Here is a 15435-nt window from a genome sequence, read left to right as displayed (position 1 = left end):
GATCTAGGCGAATTTAGTCAGTAGCGTGCTTTTACAAATTTGATATAAATACATACAAGATAACTAATGTATTTAGGAGTGACCAATGCAAGCAGACCCTTTTCAAAATTCACCAAGGCAGAACTCATTTAACAATGGCTCTAATAGACAGCAAAGTTCTTATAATAACGGGCAAGCGCCTGCCTCTGACCATGCAACTGAGCAACCTAACAATCCACTACATAGAGCCAGGCCACATTCGCAAGTAAATGGTTATGCTCAAAACGACATACAAGCTCAGCAAGGGACAGCTATGGGGCTGACGAATAATCAGCAATATCAAGAACAAGTTCCTCAAAATGACAGTGAAAACGAAAGAGATTACACAATGTTCCCCGTTTACTCTAAACGTGCGGCATTGCAATTTAAGTTAAGTGAAACTAGAAAAAGCCAAGGTAGAAATTTTAGCTTTGACACGATTATGATTGAAGGGGCTGTTCGCATTAACCCAAATGACCATAGTGACAAGCGTTACGACTGGAGTAAAAAGCTTAGTGTCCAAATCATGCTTACAGAACTACCTGTTGTTATCGCTGTTTTCCTTGGTATCACGACTAGTTGCCAGTTTATGAACCACGGTCAAAATAAAGACAAAGGGTTTAATTTCGAGCGCCAAGAAGATGGTTTATTTGCTAGCGTATTCCATAAAGGAGGCTCTATGGCTGTCAAAATGGATTGGCCTACAACCTTAAATATTGGGCATTTTATGCTGGCTCAATATACTTCAAATTTCGCTGGCTTAGGGTCGGATATAATTTTGAGAAATATAAATCGTATGTGTCAGGATATGATTGCTTGTAGTAAATTTCCTGTTAAAGCACAACAAAGACAACAATAATTTTAGTGCCGCAAAATGAATAATTATTGCGGCTTAATTCTCCTGTAAAAGGCAGATTTTAGTTTGATTCAATTCAATCATGTATGTTCTCCAAAATCACTTATATCAATTTTAAAAAACGGACAGTTCAATCTTCATCAAGATTCTATATATGGTGGGGTTGGCATTTATGGTTTCATTGAAGGCTATCCTGTATGCCCAAACCAAAGGATAATCGGGCGGGGGGCAGAGTTAGTAATAGAATGGGAAGGTGATTTCATAGACCTAGGAACAAAACCACTGCCGATTAGTTTAAATCCTAATTCAATTTACAGGCAGGGTGCTTCTCGTTCAATTATCCCTGCACTACCAAGCTTAACCAGTATTAAAGTAATTGATTTTACAATCCATGATTTCGCTCTACGAAAAATTGGAATGCGCGACCGAGTAAGGTTGCATAGGTTAAAATCAAAACTATCTAAAAATCCTATTCTTGTGAACGTTGCTGCATAAACGCTATTTCGTATTCCTCTAACGACTCTCAACTACTGGCATTAACTTTACAATTAATGCCAACTCAAGCTTTCAAGCTAATTCATGAATTTTAACAGGGCTGGTGGATTGGAGTATTTTTTCTCCCTTAGCTTCAAAATATTCAATTGCAGAAGCTAATCTTCCTAAGTCTATACTTATATTTTTAATTAATGAGTCTGTAGAGCCATGTTGTTTTTTACCGCCACTCAATAACTCTCCAGCTCCACGTATTTCGAGATCTTTTTCAGAGATATAAAAACCATCACTGCTCTGCGTTAATACATTCAATCTAAATTCAGTGGATTCAGAGGGCTTATTAGGTAAAAATAAGTCAAACTTCCCCCAATTACTTCCGCTTTGCGGTTGTGTGCGCGCTAATCGACCCCGTATTTGATGTAGAGTAGTAAGGCCAAAGCGTTCTGCACCATAAACTATACAGTGGCGCAAATCAGGTATGGTTAACCCTACTTGTATTTTTGACGTTGAAACCATTATTGGTATATGTGTCTTAAACTCATTAAGTACAATTTCGCATTCCTCATCATCAAGCGCCGAGTGATATACACGCACCAAGCCGGGAAAGTGTGAATTGAGACTGCTCGCTAACGACTCAGCATCAATCATTTTATTGCTACTCCCTTCGCTATCTCGCTTTGGGCAAACAATTAAGACTTTACACCCATAAGATAAAGTTTCATGGATTGAGCGCATAAGGTCAGAGCCTTGCTCTTTATGTACTATTCGTGTGTATATTTCTTTCGGTAAATGCTGCTGCTTGAGATAAAAAACATTGTCACTGCTGTATTTTGTAAGCGCCAGTGTTCTTGGTATCGGTGTAGCTGACGCTTCAAGATAGTGTGTGGACTTTATTTGGCGTCGCTGCTCTACTGATAATTGCTGTTGCTCATCTATTATGAGGAGTTCAACATCATTAAATTCCTTGAATAGTAGGGCTGTGGTACCAAATATCAAACGCGCTTCATTAGCGTATGAGTTATTACCTGCGCATATTAACGCGCTTTGAACTTCAGGTATCATCGCGCAAACTTCTTTTCTTAGTTGTTCACACAATGAGACATTAGGGGCGAGGAATATTACTTTGCTGTTAGTCTGTGAAAGTACAACCTGTCTAGCCAACATTGCCATTATAACCGTTTTACCTGTCCCAACATCTCCTATTAGTAGGCCATCAAGCGCAGTAGGCCCATTACACAAACGATCTATGATTTGGCTAGCAACATAGAACTGTTCACCGGTTAGTGTGAACGGTATATATTTGGTAAGTAATTTTTCATCAATTTTGGTGGTTACCTGAAGCGTGGTAGTCGGCACGCATTTTCGTTCTTTTAATATAGCCCCGGCCATTAATGCGGTACTTAGTCGCTTTAACATCTCAATTGATTTATAAAATTCATGTACTAATTTAGGATTGTGAGCTTTATATAATAGGTTATTGACTGACATCGTACCTGCAAACCCTAATTCAACTAATACGCTTTCAACAGATTTGCCAAACAAACGCTCTAACTCTAAGTATATTTGGTCTTTGCCTTTTTTAATTTCGCTTTCACCTATATTGCTCTGTAGTGATCTATTTGCGTCTGCCTTTATTAGCTTACCTTTAATTCCATCGTATACAGGTACAATTTTACCAGCCTTTTCATCATCAATAATTGAGGCTTTATTGATTTGATACTTACCATTTACAAGCTCGATTACACCCTTGATATGCATTGGTTTATTTTCTTCTTTAACGCGGGAGTTTTCATCACCAAACAATACGAAAGAAGCAGAATCGTCAGAATCTGTTAAGAGGTAACTAGTGTATGGCACACCTCTTTGTGATGTGTGCTCGCCTTTCTTACTCACTAAGCCATAAACTATTATTTCATGGCCTATACACGTTTTTAGATTAGAAAAATTATCAATTACATAGGTGTAATCTTCTACCTTAGATGGCAAATACAAAGCAGGGCACTTGGAATAAATTTCAAATTTTGTCATGTAAATTCTCCTTCCCATTATTAAACCACAATCCAATAACCTAGCTACCGTTCTGCAAAGCTAACTGGGCTTTACTAAGCCAGTATTTACAAAGCGGGTTACTGTAAAAGCTCGAAATCTTCACGCTCGCACTCTGTTTTCTATTTGCAGCCTTTATTGCTTGATATAGGTTCATGCATAAAATTGACAGCGGTGTATCTTCGTGAAGAACTGGTTTCGAGTAACTACTTTTTTGCATTAATTCAGCAAGCTCACTCTCCAAATTAAGAAAATCTTGAAATTGGATATTCCCTACAACTAATTGGTTGAGTAAATCTTTTGTCTTTTCCATTCGTTTGTTTGTTGATTGTTAATTAGGTTATTTTACCCTGCATATTTATAGCTTCAAAAATTTAGAGGGCACCTATTTGCACTCTCTAACTTTTGCGGGCTTCATAAAGTATGGATAACATAGTGTTTTTAATGAAGAGGTCTCAATATGAATAAACGAATCTTACTTGCAGCCGTGTTATCGATATGTATAGCTGGCTGCGACTCTCTATTTTCTGATGAGAAAGAAGCACCTGGTCTAACCTTTGTAAATGTTCACGATAACGACTTTGAAAAACTCAGTGGCCACTGGGTATATAACCCGGCTAAATGTGAGGGAAAAATTAAAATTCATGGGTTATTAGAATATAAATTTTCTAAAAGCGGGCTGTCTGTAGGTGGTGCTCAAATGCCGCTCACAGGTACTTTAATATCGAGACAAATAAGCGCTGATGTTGAAGACTTATTTTCAAATATGAAAACGTGTTCCGGTAACCCAGTAATCTTGGCAAGTGAAGCAAGGCATCTGCAATTTGAAAGCAAAAGCTATAAACTTGCTTTTGTTGTAAGTGGGGAAGATGTTTGGGCTATTGAGGGTAACGGTAAGCCATACTTGCTTGAACGATTTAGCGACGTAGATTTTAAAAGCTCAGAGATTATTGAGCCAACACAAAAAGAGTTGAGCAACATATGAAAGCTTATATAGATAGCGCTTTGAACACTATAAACACTCCTTTATATAGGAATTTATGCCTTCAGATTATCAAAAATCCAACAGGCTCAACAAAAGAAGTAATTGCAATTAAGAAGATGCTACTTAATAGCTATTATTCTTCAGCCATGCGGCCTTTTGAAAATATAGAACTCACTGACGCAGATTATGGTATCAGCATTTTATTATGGTTGGCATTTTCTGATCATCCGAACAAAATAATGCAACAGGAACAGTGCTTATGGTTACAATTTGCCGAAGATGATTTAATTACTTTGACAGTAAAAATGGTTAACTCATTGAGTAAGCAATCTTCAGTCTTAGAATATACTGGTATTTGGAAGTCTTTTATAAAAGATTTAGATAAAACTACTAAGCTAGCTGCCAGTAAACAGTCAGCCTAATTCAGTGCTTATTTAATTTCTAGTTTTGAGAACAGTTAAGACTAAAACTGCTGTTACTTGATATAGGGTTAATACCATAAGGTGCGGTGACACCACTTCTAGTAGGGCAGACAGTTCATAAGAGATGATATTTTCCCACCTTACTGGGAACGCAAGGGAAGTTACAACGAGCAAACCGAGCGTGATACAAAGGCCCTTTAGCGCTATCTTTATATCCTGCCATGATGGGATCATGCTTTGCATAACAACCACAGTTGTTAAGCCAATACCTAGATAACTTAGTGCATTTGTATCAGTGCTTTTCTCCTGGTTATATAGAATGACAAGTATAGCGAAACCAAGAAGCAGGGGGGCGATGCCTACCAACATATTGGTAAGAGCGCCCAAAAGTCCTCTGTGTGGTATGAATTGAACAAACCCCATTTTATTTTTATCTTTGAAGTTTGGTAAAAATTGCGTCTTTGTGACTTTTAAAAGTAGGGTTTTTGCAAAAATGTAATGTGCAGCTTCGTGCAAAGGTACGCCAAGTGTAAATATAAGCTTGAGTAACCATGAAGATGAAGTAGACCTAATTTTTAATCTTAGAATAAAATTAACCAAAACAAGAGTTACAAATAGGGTGATAGGGCTCAAATATCACCTATAGTGTTCAAAACTCTTTGTTTAAGTACGTCATCTTCACAGAATGCCAATATAAAAAATGCCCCAAAGAAATCCAAGATTTTTTCATAATCACTAATAGGCATTTCTCCACTTTCTATAAATTCAATCGCTATTGTGGCAAGCGAAAGCCTTTCATTGAAAGAGTCTGCATAAATAGAGAGGCGCCCATTTAAGTATGGATCTATATATTTACTGTCTATCCCCATGTTTTTGCAAAATATTGCTGTCAGCAAGGTTATCATCCAATCTGAATCGTATTCCAACCATGCTTCTATTTCTAATTCAGTTATTTTTTCTATATCATTTTGTGCGGCAGGTAAAGTAGCGGTATTTTCGATTTTTAAGGCATCTATTAAAATAAATGAAAACTTTTCTAAAATCTTTTCTCTAATAGTAATTCCAACATAAATGCCTTGGTTTGTAAGCTCTATTGATTTAATAGGTGTGCTCTCAAGCCATGCTTCTATCCACTGCTGGTGGGGAGCATCTTGCTTATCAAAATCGAATTGCTTTAAAGTGTCAGCATACGCGATGTAGAGACTTGAACTATGAGGTTGTTTTAGTTCTTTTAATAAATAGGTAAACTTTTTTGTAAGCATGCTCAGATAATTTCCATATTTTATTTTGGTTTTTAGGCTCAAAAATCCTTTTACAAGCACTTATAATTGTAATGCATAATTTTACGTATAGGTCGAAATTTAAATCTGTTTCCTAACAAATTAAGCTCAACAAGCCATTGAGTTTGTTGATAAATAAAACAATTAATTGCATGAATTATTTTTGAATTTCTATATTATAATTTAATTTTTATACCATATATGGCATATATATTATTTTATTATAACTCAACTTTTTTGGTTTCAGTAATGGATATTACCAAATAAGCTCATTTAGACGGACACTTTGTGCGATATGGGTAAGTTTATTGGTAATAGAATATCTGTAATTGGATGAACTTGAGGCTGGCAATATAATAGTAAAACAATAAAGTTGATTAAAAACAACGCCTTATGTCCAATACTAGGCAGTATCGGACATAAGGCGTTGATTTGCAAGTGTTTTTAACCCCTTGCCGTCTTTATGGCCTCGTGACGTAAAGCTAATATAGAACGCAAAATATCAACGTCGTTTAAAACATCTAATATGTCGCGATTTGAACTTTCTTTAATTTGTTCCTTAAGCCAATAGCTTGCTGCAGGATCACTTATAATTTGATTCTCAATAAATTCTACATCTTCTAAATTAGTTGTTATGTTCATCATTACCATAGTCCTTATTTACCAAATATTTAGTTAATTCATGAAGCTCTTTAAAAAAATCACTCTTATCCAAACCATCAAATTTAACAACATGACGACCGTTTATAATGATGCGTGGAACTGTACTCAGCATACCTCTCGATGACATCAACCTTTGATTTCCAAGAGTGAATTTAGCCACTTCGTTTGTTTTCGGGTTGTTATATAGCGCCCAAATATCTGCTTCATACTTTTCATCCACAACCTTGATTAACTTCTCCACTAACGATGGTGTAATTGTCACTTTCTCTTTGTGTATGGCCACAAATATTAAATCGACTAATGAATTACCAATCTCGGGATAAAGCTCATCACTAACAGCCATGACTTTAGATAAGGCTAAAAAACCATCTGGACTGGTTTTTGATATAATATCGACACTCACCCTTCTCTTGATCACACCCTTTGGCACAGAACGGTAAATCTCATCTTGAAACGTGTTTAGATTTTCACAGGCTGGGCAAAAGAAACTCAGATATTCGATAAATGTAGGCTTACCTGTTAATTTTGAAGATGCGTATGTATCGTAGTGAAGCCCTTCTTTGAAATCTGTCGCATTGGCTGGGTTAGCTGTCATTGCAGTTAATAATAAAACCCCTGCCGTTATGATCACTTTAAACATCATTTTTCCTAGTTATGATTTATGTCTATGAAATCAATTATCCGTGTTCAGTTAACTAATCTCAAAAGATAGAGATACCCAAAACCCCCTTTCTAAATAATTTTATTTCAAGTGGTAGCCTAAAAATCGAATATTGATATTGTGCATATAAATTAAGGGGGAATTTATGCATAAAATATTTTTCGATGGGGCATGTAATCCTAATCCTGGTCCTACCGGATGTGGGGCAGTTATATTTGATGGGCAAAACAATGTGGTCGCCGAGGTTTCAATATTTAATGGGCACGGTACTAACAACCAAGCGGAATACAGTGCGCTTATATATGCTTTAGAGAAAGCAATTGAGCTTGGCATCCGTAAAGCCACAGTGTATGGCGATTCAAAGTTAGTGATTAATCAGCTAAATGGAGTATGGAATTGTAATGACGCTGCCTTACGCATCCTTAATAAGCGGGCTATGAAGCTATGTTATGAGTTAGAGTTTATTGAATTATGTTGGATCAAGAGAATTAACAATAGTCATGCCGACAAGCTTAGTCAGGATGCATTAGAGGGAACTAGCCTTGCAGATAATCAAGTTAATACTAAAAGAGAGCAGCTTGATAGTGTTATTGATAGCAACAAAGGCAATAATAACCCGTCCAACGTCGTAGATATAAATGAACAGCGATTAAATGAAATAACTGCGGTTCATTACTACAAAGGAGTTGGATTTAGCGTTATACAAAACTCTAAATTATATGCTATCAATTTAAATCCCCTTTCCTGTTCATGCGCGAATTTAAAATGTGAGCATATAAATGCCGCTATTGCATATTCCCAAACGCAACAAATTCATAAAAGTGTATAAACCCATTCGGTAGCGTGAATTCTCGTTCTTTGTATTGTGTTCGTATTGAAACAAATCAAAGGCACAAAAAATGGGTATAGCTAAACTTATTGAAGAAGTAAGAGAATTTGGTGATTTTGAATTTTATCCAACATTAGATTCAGACATTGCATTAATAAAAAAACACATCGACTTGTTAGGCTACGACAAGCCCTATTCTGTGCTAGATATTGGTGTTGGTGATGGTCGTGTGCTTAATGCAATCGCACATGAATACGGTGAAAAGTATGCAATTGAAAAATCATTGCCTCTAATTCGAGCTTTACCCGCTGATATTATGATTGTTGGCACTGATTTCATGGCCCAGACGCTTATAGATATTGAAACATCAGTTATATTTTGCAACCCACCATTTACCCAGTACTCTGAGTTTGCCTCAAAAATTATCGCGGAATCTCTAGCACCGGACGTATATTTAATTTTGCCTACACGCTGGAGTAATAACCAAGCTATAAAAGACGCATTAGCTCGCCGTAAAGCAACTTTCACGGTAATAGGCAACTCTGACTATCGTTCTGCAGATCGGCCAGCACGATGCACCGTAGACGTCATTCATATAAGCTTATCTAAATGTGCTTCGCGACGATGGGATAGAGCCACCGTTGATGTAGACCCTTTTGCAGCATGGTTTTCAGATAACTTCGATATAGATGCACAAGGTAGTGCTGCAAGAAAAGCAGACTCGCTCCATCAGAATGTGCAACCTGATAAATTTGAAATAATAGCTGGTGGCGACCTAATAAGTACATTGGTAAGCCACTATGATGCCAGTTTAGAAAAGCTTATTATCACTTATAAAGGCTTAGAACATGTAGATGGAAGTATTTTAGATGAGCTTAACGTTTCGATCGACTCTATTTATGCTGCTATTAAACTTCGTATTAAATCTTTAAAAAACAAATACTGGAAAGAGCTATTTAATCGCTTTACTCCAATAACTGATAAGTTATGTACTAGCACTCGAGAAGAGATGCAAACCTTGTTGATGAAGAATGTTAACGTTGACTTCACGAAAGAAAATGCTTATGCCATAGCTGAATGGGCAGTAAAAAACGTGAATAAATACATAGACTCACAATTAGTATCTGTTTATGAGAGTTTAATTGGCGAGTCTAACATTACTTTGTATAAATCAAATCAACGAACATTTGGGCGCTCTGAATGGCTTTATAATAGAAAACCATCCGGGTTAGATAGATTTGCATTGGACTACCGAATAATTACAAGTAATTATGGCAATTTTGGCGGCTATTCATTTGATAGAATAAATGGGCTCTCAAAAAGTTCTGCAAACAAAATAGATGATCTAATTACTATTGCACACAACTTGGGCTTTGATACGCTAGGCCAAGAGCGAGCAAGTACCGTTGAAGAGTGGGAACCAGGTAAGCTTAGAACATTCCATTACTTCGATCACACTGCTCAAAAGAAAGTTGTATTATTCACTGCTCGGGCATATCAAAACGGTAATATACACCGCAAAATTAATCAGGGCTTTATAGCGCGCCTTAATGTCGAATTTGGTAGGTTACGAGGATGGATAAATACCCCAGAACAAGCGGCCGAAGAAATAGATGGTGTTGATATTGATTGTGCAAAGCAAGCTTTTCAGAGTAATTTAAAAATAAACGTGGGTACTCAGTTTTTAAAATTAAACTAACGTAATTGTGATTGAAGGGGCTTGACAAAATAAGTCTTAACTTAATCTGTCAGATTTAATTAACGGGACTTAATCAAATCTGACAGTCGCATATGTGCCAGAAGCGGACGTTCGTAACGCCTCATTCAGAGGCAATAAAATAGTTAGTTAAAATAAGCGAGGCACGAGCAAAAACCAACTGTTTTTTGTCCTGCTGAAATGACTTATAGTTCGACCAAGTCACTTAATTTAAAAGTAACTGACTATTATATTAAGTGGAATATGCTTCTGTTGGTTACGAATATTGAATGCCAAACATCTAATGTTTTTAACAAGACGTTCGAGCCAACAGAGCACCTCGATTTCAAAACGCATACTCAGGGATTGCCGACCAAGACTATCTATAAGACCTGCGAGAAACGAGATTTAAGCACATTCCGTCCTTAACTTTAACCGTAGGCGCTATAAAATGAAAGTATATAACGTTGATAATTTTGCTGTACTCATTGGCATTGATTGGGCCGATAAAAAACATGATATTTGTGAGCATCCAACAAGCACTAATAAATATCATTACACCGTTATTAAACACACACCTGAAGCGTTGCATGAATGGGCTATGGATATTAAGCAGCGTTATCCAGAGCAGAAAATAGCGATTGTTTGCGAACTTAAAAAAGGGCCGCTTATTTATGCATTAGCTAAATACGACCACCTTACTTTATTCACCGTTAATCCTTGTGCTGTTGCTAAATACCGCCAGGCTTTTACGCCCAGTGGCGCAAAAGATGACCCATCAGATGCCTTTCTGCAAGTTGAAATTCTTAAGTTACACATGGACAAGCTCTCTGTCATTGAGCCCGAGTCAGCAGCTATGCGTTCGCTATCTCAGCTTGTTGAATATCGCCGAAGTTTAGTGCAAGACAGTGTCGATTTATCCAATAAAATAACGGCGATATTAAAGAATTATTACCCGCAGGCCCTTGAATGGTTTAAAGAAAAAGACACGTATATATTCTGCGATTTCATTCAAAAGTGGCCATCACTCACTGCGGTTAAAAAACCAAGAAAACAGACTTTACTCGACTTTTTTGAGAGTCATAACTCACACTATTGCGCGGTCAATAATGCACGACTAGATAGTATTAAAAATGCGATGCCATTAACTCTGGACGAAGGAGTAATTGTACCTAATCAAATGCTCGTTGAAGTGCTTATCACGCAATTTAAAGTGTTATTAAAGGGCATTGAAAAGCTCGATAAAGCAATAAAACCGGCTTATAAAGCCCAGCAGGATAAAAAGATATTTGATAGCTTACCCGGCGCAGGTCCACAACTCGCCCCACGTTTACTTGTTGCTTTTGGGAGTAATCGTGCGCGTTATAATGATGCTGCAGAGCTTCAAAAGTACGCTGGTATAGCGCCTGTTATTGAGCGCAGTGGTCAAAAAATGTGGACTCATTGGCGTTATAGTTGCCCCACTTTTTTAAGGCAAACATTTGTGGAATGGGCAGGCTTTTCTATTCGTTATTCGTTTTGGGCTAAAGCGTATTATGAGCAACAAAAAGCCAAGGGTAAGCCGCATAACAGCATAATTAGATCACTGGCATTTAAATGGATAAGGATTGTATTTAAGTGTTGGAAAACGAATACGCCCTACGATGAATCGACGTATTTAGCGGCCTTAAAACGCAGAGGCTCACCACTTTTAAAATTTGCAATTAATAGCTAAATTTTACTAGTCGTCCACCTCAGGGCGTGTTGTTATATACCGATTGCGCCAATACACTCTTATTTATGCGAATATTGGTTAGTATGTTTTCTCAAGTTATTTAACTGAAAAGAATGTTTCGTTTCAACTTGAATAACGATAGTTCGCTCAGTTCCAACAAACATAGGGTGATCATATGGAACTGGATTCATTAAAACAGCCATATTCGGGTTATGGAGATGAACATGAGCAATTAAACCATTCATATAAAATCGATAGACTTCTCTGCCGTCAGCACCGACTCTTTGCTTAATTGGAGTTAAATTGTGTGCAGGGCCTGCTTCTGTTAATTGAATTAAAGTAGTAGGAAAAAGGCTTAAATCATCTTCCATTTCCCCTACTATAATTTTTCTCAACAGCTCTATTTGGTTTTTAGATAAAATAATATCCTTAAACTCAGGTAACGATGAAACGGCAGCACGCCACAACAAGCTTAAAAAGTACTTTCTTATTTTGACCGGTTCATTAAAGCTAACAACTGTTAGCTCGTTTACCGAGTCAGTTGCTGGCTCTCTAATTTTATCGCTTGACCAAAGTAAACCTTGAGCTCTTAATTCATCTATCGCATAAGAGTCAATATCTGATAAATAGTCTTCGCCTTCTCTAATTACAATAGATTTGTCATACCAGCTATCGGCTCTTTTAATATAACGCTTCTTAGTTGGATTTTGAGCAGGTTGAATAAATTTATTCCCTGGTTTAGAAGGCCTAGTTAATGATTTAGGAATTATGTGGGATTTAACATATTTCCCTTCTTTTCCTGTTAATAAACATACACCCACCTAATTGCCCCTACTGGTAAATTTTTCAATTTTTAATTGTAAATTGTGTCACAAAAATGACGGGGATAACACCAATTCTAGAAAGGTATATAACAATTTAATAGTGCGCCCATCGCGCATATTTTTGCCGACTTAACGCTCATTTATCTACTTTATATAGTTTTAACAAATAACCTAAGGTATTTTTATAACTAAGTTTTCTAAAACTTTAAAGAAAAATTAAATAGAACAATATACGCTTGTCGCTCATATCTGTCAGATAAATCTAAACCTATTAGTCAAAACTGTAAGATCTGGTATGAGCTAATTCACTCAGACTCACCTTTTTTAACAGGTTTAATGGTTCTTCATTGAATTGACAATAAAAAAGCCGGCAACAGGGCCAGCTTTCTCTATTTCAAACATAATCATGTATCTATCACCAACTTACTTTATTAACTATAAGCGATTAAACAGTTGTTTTTAATGCTGTAGCAATGAGTATGATTTAACTGCCTGTGCTTTCAGAGTCTTTTAGCAATATAGCCTCTGCCATCTCAACAATTTCTGCTCGTGAATGTAAACTTGGTTTTATTCCTGCATTTTGAAGCACTGGTTTTTCATCGCTCAGTTCTTTCGTTCGTAACGTTTGCCCTAGAGCTTGCAATATTTCACCATCTGCCACGGTTAAGCCTCCAAAGCGCAAATCTTCATCCACAATTAAATTCCCTAAGCTATGGACTAACTCACCAACAGCACATGATAGTTTTTGCTCATCTGTAAACATTTAAAATTCCTTCTAAGCTCAATTTTTAACAGGTATTTATGCTGCGCTTTTTTTTGCCGGCTGCTTGCTTAGCAATAACCCCCAGTTTGACGATATTAATTCTTTAATATGTGGGTTTAAACTTTCATCATACTTAGTAAACGCAAGCGTTCTCTCCTCTTCTTCTACAACTTTTTCAACATACTTTCTGCGCTTAATTCTAATTGATGCTGTACATAGGTTACTTGCAAACTCCTTATTGTATCGTCTCGTTAACTCATCGGCAGTGCAATTTGTATTGCCCAGAAAAAAGGTTTTAAGGGTATTTTCACTTATCCCCGCTGGCTTCGGACGTTTTATATTGTTGCGAAATAGCGTGTTCTTTATAGCTAAATCTGATTTGTAAGTTTTAAATGTTGAATTGAAAAGCTTAGTAAGCTCTGCCAAAGAATATTTATTCACATTCAAACTTAAAAACTCGACCTGATCATCTGAATATTTAGAATTTGTAGGTTTTTTCACAATAATTACCTTTTAGGAAACAACAGAGCACTAATTTATACTAAATGTATATTCAGGCTACTAAGCTGGGGTGGTAAAAATAAGGCGCGGCCTTATGCTTCGCCTTATTTCTTTTATAAATATTTAATGCTTTGATGTAGTGTCCATATCTTTTGTGCATACAAGCTCTTTAATCATTTTCCGTGCACTCTGCAAATCAGTCATGTAAGAGTGTATTGCACCAAGCAAATGCTCTGTAGTGACACCTTCTAAAATCAAAGGGAAACAAAAGCAAAGCTGATTTTCATTGTTAATGAATACTTTTAGAAGTTTGAAACGTAGGTTGAATTCAGAAAGTAGCTGATAATCAAAGAATGAAAAATTCTTTACTCTGCTTTCAAAATAAAGGCTGCTAACGGTTTCTTCGCCTCTCCAACTGGAGACAGACTCAAGGGGTCTAACTATTAAATCGAAATAGTCTAATTTATACAAAATTCTATTTTTTTCATAAATAGCATCCTCAAGAACAACCTCTTCGATTAATTGAGTAACATCAAACATTGTAACGTTCTCAATTATTTCGCCGGGCTGGTAGTGACCAGAAGACATTATTTGGCACAGGTCTTCATTAAGATCTGTACCGAATGGATTATAATTTTTGTCAAAAGATTTTTTATTCATAAAAACACCCATAGAAAACATGCAACTAAGAAAACAGTGACTAATATTGGCTCACCAATAGTGTTAGTTTTAGTTACTAATAAAAATTTAAAACGCTTTTTCGTTATCGGATAACAGAGAGGTATCCCGCTGTCAGTAAGGTAATCACCGACCAAATGCATTGCATAGCCGAAGCAAAGCCATAGCAGCCAGTACGGAGCAGATTGCCCATATACAAACAGAATAACGGCCAAGGGGATTATGCTATGTGTTAGTCCTCGATGGCCGAAAACAAAACTTATTGGCTTAGATATAAATCTAAAACGCTGACCGATGAACGAACCTGGATGATCTAGATCTGGCAGCGAAGCGCCGATTAAGGTTAATGCACCACCCAGTATTAATTGTGAGTTAATTTGTTCAAATTTATCACTTAAAAAGTCTAAAGCTACGAGATAGCCACCAGCTGCTATTGCAAGGTGGCTTTTAAACATCATTATCTTTAACCTTTAGTAGAGTTGTTTTTAGTTTCGTGGCTTGGATTTAAAGCTTTTGTACGAGCTTCAATTAGTTCTAATTCACGGTTGTGCTCAGCTTGAGTGGTCTTTTCCTTCTCAGCACGACGTTTACCTAAGCGTCTTTCCAAGTCATCAAATTGCTTTTGAACAGCGTTATTATTACTCTTCGCTTTCAATTGCTGTAATGCTTTATTAAATTCTTCATACGGCAACTTCAGTAAAGTATACGCGTGGAATTGACCGTTAATAGTCGTGAGCTTTTGATCTACTATTTGGTAACCCACTACCGGTATCGAATCTACTATTTGGTCGATTAAAAATGTAGTTTGCGTATTAACATCACCGCTTGCACCACCTTGCTCAAATGAACGTTCAGAACCAGACAGCTCTTGTCCTGTTTGCTTAGCCAATTCAAACTCAGCCTGTAATCGAGCGGCACGACGAGAATGATTAAGTTGTTTTGATTGTGCAATACCAACACCATAAAACCCGGTTGAATCCGACGCTGGTGGTGCGAGTACCCACTCA

18 protein-coding genes are annotated in these 15435 nt (G+C 36.8%); 7 read left to right on the top strand and 11 right to left on the bottom strand.

Annotation, left to right across the window (positions count from 1 at the left end):
• The first annotated feature begins 85 nt into the window (after window positions 1-85).
• Both CXF89_RS07510 and CXF89_RS07505 read left to right on the top strand, forming a co-directional pair.
• On the top strand, window positions 86-877 hold the full coding sequence (locus CXF89_RS07510) for a hypothetical protein (RefSeq protein WP_121954249.1): 792 nt from the start codon (window positions 86-88) through the stop codon (window positions 875-877).
• 63 nt (window positions 878-940) lie between these two features.
• The gene (locus tag CXF89_RS07505; RefSeq protein ID WP_121954248.1) at window positions 941-1369 is read left to right on the top strand and encodes a hypothetical protein; all 429 of its coding nucleotides are present in this window, start codon (window positions 941-943) and stop codon (window positions 1367-1369) included.
• A 72-nt stretch (window positions 1370-1441) separates the two neighbouring features.
• Here the strand turns inward: CXF89_RS07505 and CXF89_RS07500 are convergent, their stop codons facing one another.
• Window positions 1442-3394 carry a helicase-related protein gene (locus tag CXF89_RS07500; protein WP_180961385.1) on the bottom strand — a complete coding sequence of 651 codons (1953 nt, stop codon included), beginning with the start codon at window positions 3392-3394 and terminating at the stop codon, window positions 1442-1444.
• Window positions 3395-3872: 478 nt separating this feature from the next.
• Between CXF89_RS07500 and CXF89_RS07490 the strand changes: the two genes are divergently transcribed.
• On the top strand, window positions 3873-4397 hold the full coding sequence (locus CXF89_RS07490) for a hypothetical protein (RefSeq protein WP_024590291.1): 525 nt from the start codon (window positions 3873-3875) through the stop codon (window positions 4395-4397).
• Window positions 4394-4819 carry a hypothetical protein gene (locus CXF89_RS07485; RefSeq protein ID WP_024590290.1) on the top strand — a complete coding sequence of 142 codons (426 nt, stop codon included), beginning with the start codon at window positions 4394-4396 and terminating at the stop codon, window positions 4817-4819. Before CXF89_RS07490 ends, CXF89_RS07485 begins: the two co-directional genes overlap by 4 nt.
• Window positions 4820-4831: 12 nt before the next feature.
• Here the strand turns inward: CXF89_RS07485 and CXF89_RS07480 are convergent, their stop codons facing one another.
• The 4 genes from CXF89_RS07480 to CXF89_RS07465 form a co-directional block, all read right to left on the bottom strand.
• Entirely contained in the window at window positions 4832-5335 is a 504-nt protein-coding gene (locus CXF89_RS07480; protein WP_145990806.1) for a hypothetical protein, read from the bottom strand.
• 113 nt (window positions 5336-5448) lie between these two features.
• Window positions 5449-6081, bottom strand: a complete 633-nt coding sequence (locus CXF89_RS07475; protein ID WP_121954245.1) for a hypothetical protein — start codon at window positions 6079-6081, stop codon at window positions 5449-5451.
• A 462-nt stretch (window positions 6082-6543) separates the two neighbouring features.
• Complete coding sequence (locus tag CXF89_RS07470; RefSeq protein WP_121954244.1) at window positions 6544-6744, bottom strand: hypothetical protein; 201 nt, start codon at window positions 6742-6744, stop codon at window positions 6544-6546.
• Window positions 6725-7402, bottom strand: a complete 678-nt coding sequence (locus tag CXF89_RS07465; RefSeq protein ID WP_121954243.1) for a thioredoxin domain-containing protein — start codon at window positions 7400-7402, stop codon at window positions 6725-6727. Before CXF89_RS07465 ends, CXF89_RS07470 begins: the two co-directional genes overlap by 20 nt.
• A gap of 166 nt (window positions 7403-7568) precedes the next feature.
• Between CXF89_RS07465 and CXF89_RS07460 the strand changes: the two genes are divergently transcribed.
• The 3 genes from CXF89_RS07460 (at window position 7569) to CXF89_RS07450 (ending at window position 11662) form a co-directional block, all read left to right on the top strand.
• Window positions 7569-8252, top strand: a complete 684-nt coding sequence (locus CXF89_RS07460) for a ribonuclease HI family protein (protein ID WP_121954242.1) — start codon at window positions 7569-7571, stop codon at window positions 8250-8252.
• Window positions 8253-8322: 70 nt separating this feature from the next.
• Window positions 8323-9951, top strand: coding sequence for a DUF4942 domain-containing protein (locus CXF89_RS07455; RefSeq protein WP_121954241.1), 1629 nt, complete (start codon window positions 8323-8325; stop codon window positions 9949-9951).
• Window positions 9952-10399: 448 nt separating this feature from the next.
• Window positions 10400-11662 (top strand): IS110 family RNA-guided transposase, encoded by a 1263-nt coding sequence (locus tag CXF89_RS07450; RefSeq protein WP_121954240.1) that lies wholly within the window; start codon window positions 10400-10402, stop codon window positions 11660-11662.
• Window positions 11663-11721: 59 nt separating this feature from the next.
• Here CXF89_RS07450 and CXF89_RS07445 read toward each other — a convergent pair whose 3' ends face one another.
• The 6 genes from CXF89_RS07445 to CXF89_RS07420 all read right to left on the bottom strand — a co-directional run.
• Window positions 11722-12483, bottom strand: coding sequence for a hypothetical protein (locus CXF89_RS07445; RefSeq protein WP_121954239.1), 762 nt, complete (start codon window positions 12481-12483; stop codon window positions 11722-11724).
• A gap of 487 nt (window positions 12484-12970) precedes the next feature.
• Window positions 12971-13249, bottom strand: coding sequence for a hypothetical protein (locus CXF89_RS07440; protein WP_121954238.1), 279 nt, complete (start codon window positions 13247-13249; stop codon window positions 12971-12973).
• A gap of 36 nt (window positions 13250-13285) precedes the next feature.
• Window positions 13286-13750 (bottom strand): hypothetical protein, encoded by a 465-nt coding sequence (locus CXF89_RS07435; RefSeq protein ID WP_121954237.1) that lies wholly within the window; start codon window positions 13748-13750, stop codon window positions 13286-13288.
• Window positions 13751-13873: 123 nt separating this feature from the next.
• Window positions 13874-14410, bottom strand: a complete 537-nt coding sequence (locus CXF89_RS07430) for a hypothetical protein (RefSeq protein WP_121954236.1) — start codon at window positions 14408-14410, stop codon at window positions 13874-13876.
• The gene (locus tag CXF89_RS07425) at window positions 14407-14886 is read right to left on the bottom strand and encodes a metal-dependent hydrolase (protein ID WP_024591267.1); all 480 of its coding nucleotides are present in this window, start codon (window positions 14884-14886) and stop codon (window positions 14407-14409) included. The genes CXF89_RS07430 and CXF89_RS07425 overlap by 4 nt, the downstream gene beginning before the upstream one ends.
• Before the next feature lie 5 nt (window positions 14887-14891).
• The coding region (locus CXF89_RS07420) for an LPP20 family lipoprotein (RefSeq protein ID WP_145990805.1) at window positions 14892-15435 on the bottom strand (544 nt) is incomplete at its 5' end.

The organism is Pseudoalteromonas sp. MelDa3 (assembly GCF_002863625.1).
GTDB classification, from domain to species: domain Bacteria; phylum Pseudomonadota; class Gammaproteobacteria; order Enterobacterales; family Alteromonadaceae; genus Pseudoalteromonas; species Pseudoalteromonas arctica.
This window is presented reverse-complemented; position numbering and strand designations above follow the sequence as displayed.

What these genes read in the sequence shown, in the direction of transcription:
- CXF89_RS07510 (WP_121954249.1), top strand. Translation starts at nt 86, where the DNA reads ATGCAAGCAGACCCTTTTCAAAATTCACCAAGGCAGAACTCATTTAAC.
- CXF89_RS07500 (WP_180961385.1), bottom strand. Translation starts at nt 3,394, where the DNA reads ATGACAAAATTTGAAATTTATTCCAAGTGCCCTGCTTTGTATTTGCCA.
- CXF89_RS07490 (WP_024590291.1), top strand. Translation starts at nt 3,873, where the DNA reads ATGAATAAACGAATCTTACTTGCAGCCGTGTTATCGATATGTATAGCT.
- CXF89_RS07485 (WP_024590290.1), top strand. Translation starts at nt 4,394, where the DNA reads ATGAAAGCTTATATAGATAGCGCTTTGAACACTATAAACACTCCTTTA.
- CXF89_RS07475 (WP_121954245.1), bottom strand. Translation starts at nt 6,081, where the DNA reads ATGCTTACAAAAAAGTTTACCTATTTATTAAAAGAACTAAAACAACCT.
- CXF89_RS07470 (WP_121954244.1), bottom strand. Translation starts at nt 6,744, where the DNA reads ATGATGAACATAACAACTAATTTAGAAGATGTAGAATTTATTGAGAAT.
- CXF89_RS07465 (WP_121954243.1), bottom strand. Translation starts at nt 7,402, where the DNA reads ATGTTTAAAGTGATCATAACGGCAGGGGTTTTATTATTAACTGCAATG.
- CXF89_RS07460 (WP_121954242.1), top strand. Translation starts at nt 7,569, where the DNA reads ATGCATAAAATATTTTTCGATGGGGCATGTAATCCTAATCCTGGTCCT.
- CXF89_RS07455 (WP_121954241.1), top strand. Translation starts at nt 8,323, where the DNA reads ATGGGTATAGCTAAACTTATTGAAGAAGTAAGAGAATTTGGTGATTTT.
- CXF89_RS07450 (WP_121954240.1), top strand. Translation starts at nt 10,400, where the DNA reads ATGAAAGTATATAACGTTGATAATTTTGCTGTACTCATTGGCATTGAT.
- CXF89_RS07440 (WP_121954238.1), bottom strand. Translation starts at nt 13,249, where the DNA reads ATGTTTACAGATGAGCAAAAACTATCATGTGCTGTTGGTGAGTTAGTC.
- CXF89_RS07430 (WP_121954236.1), bottom strand. Translation starts at nt 14,410, where the DNA reads ATGAATAAAAAATCTTTTGACAAAAATTATAATCCATTCGGTACAGAT.
- CXF89_RS07425 (WP_024591267.1), bottom strand. Translation starts at nt 14,886, where the DNA reads ATGATGTTTAAAAGCCACCTTGCAATAGCAGCTGGTGGCTATCTCGTA.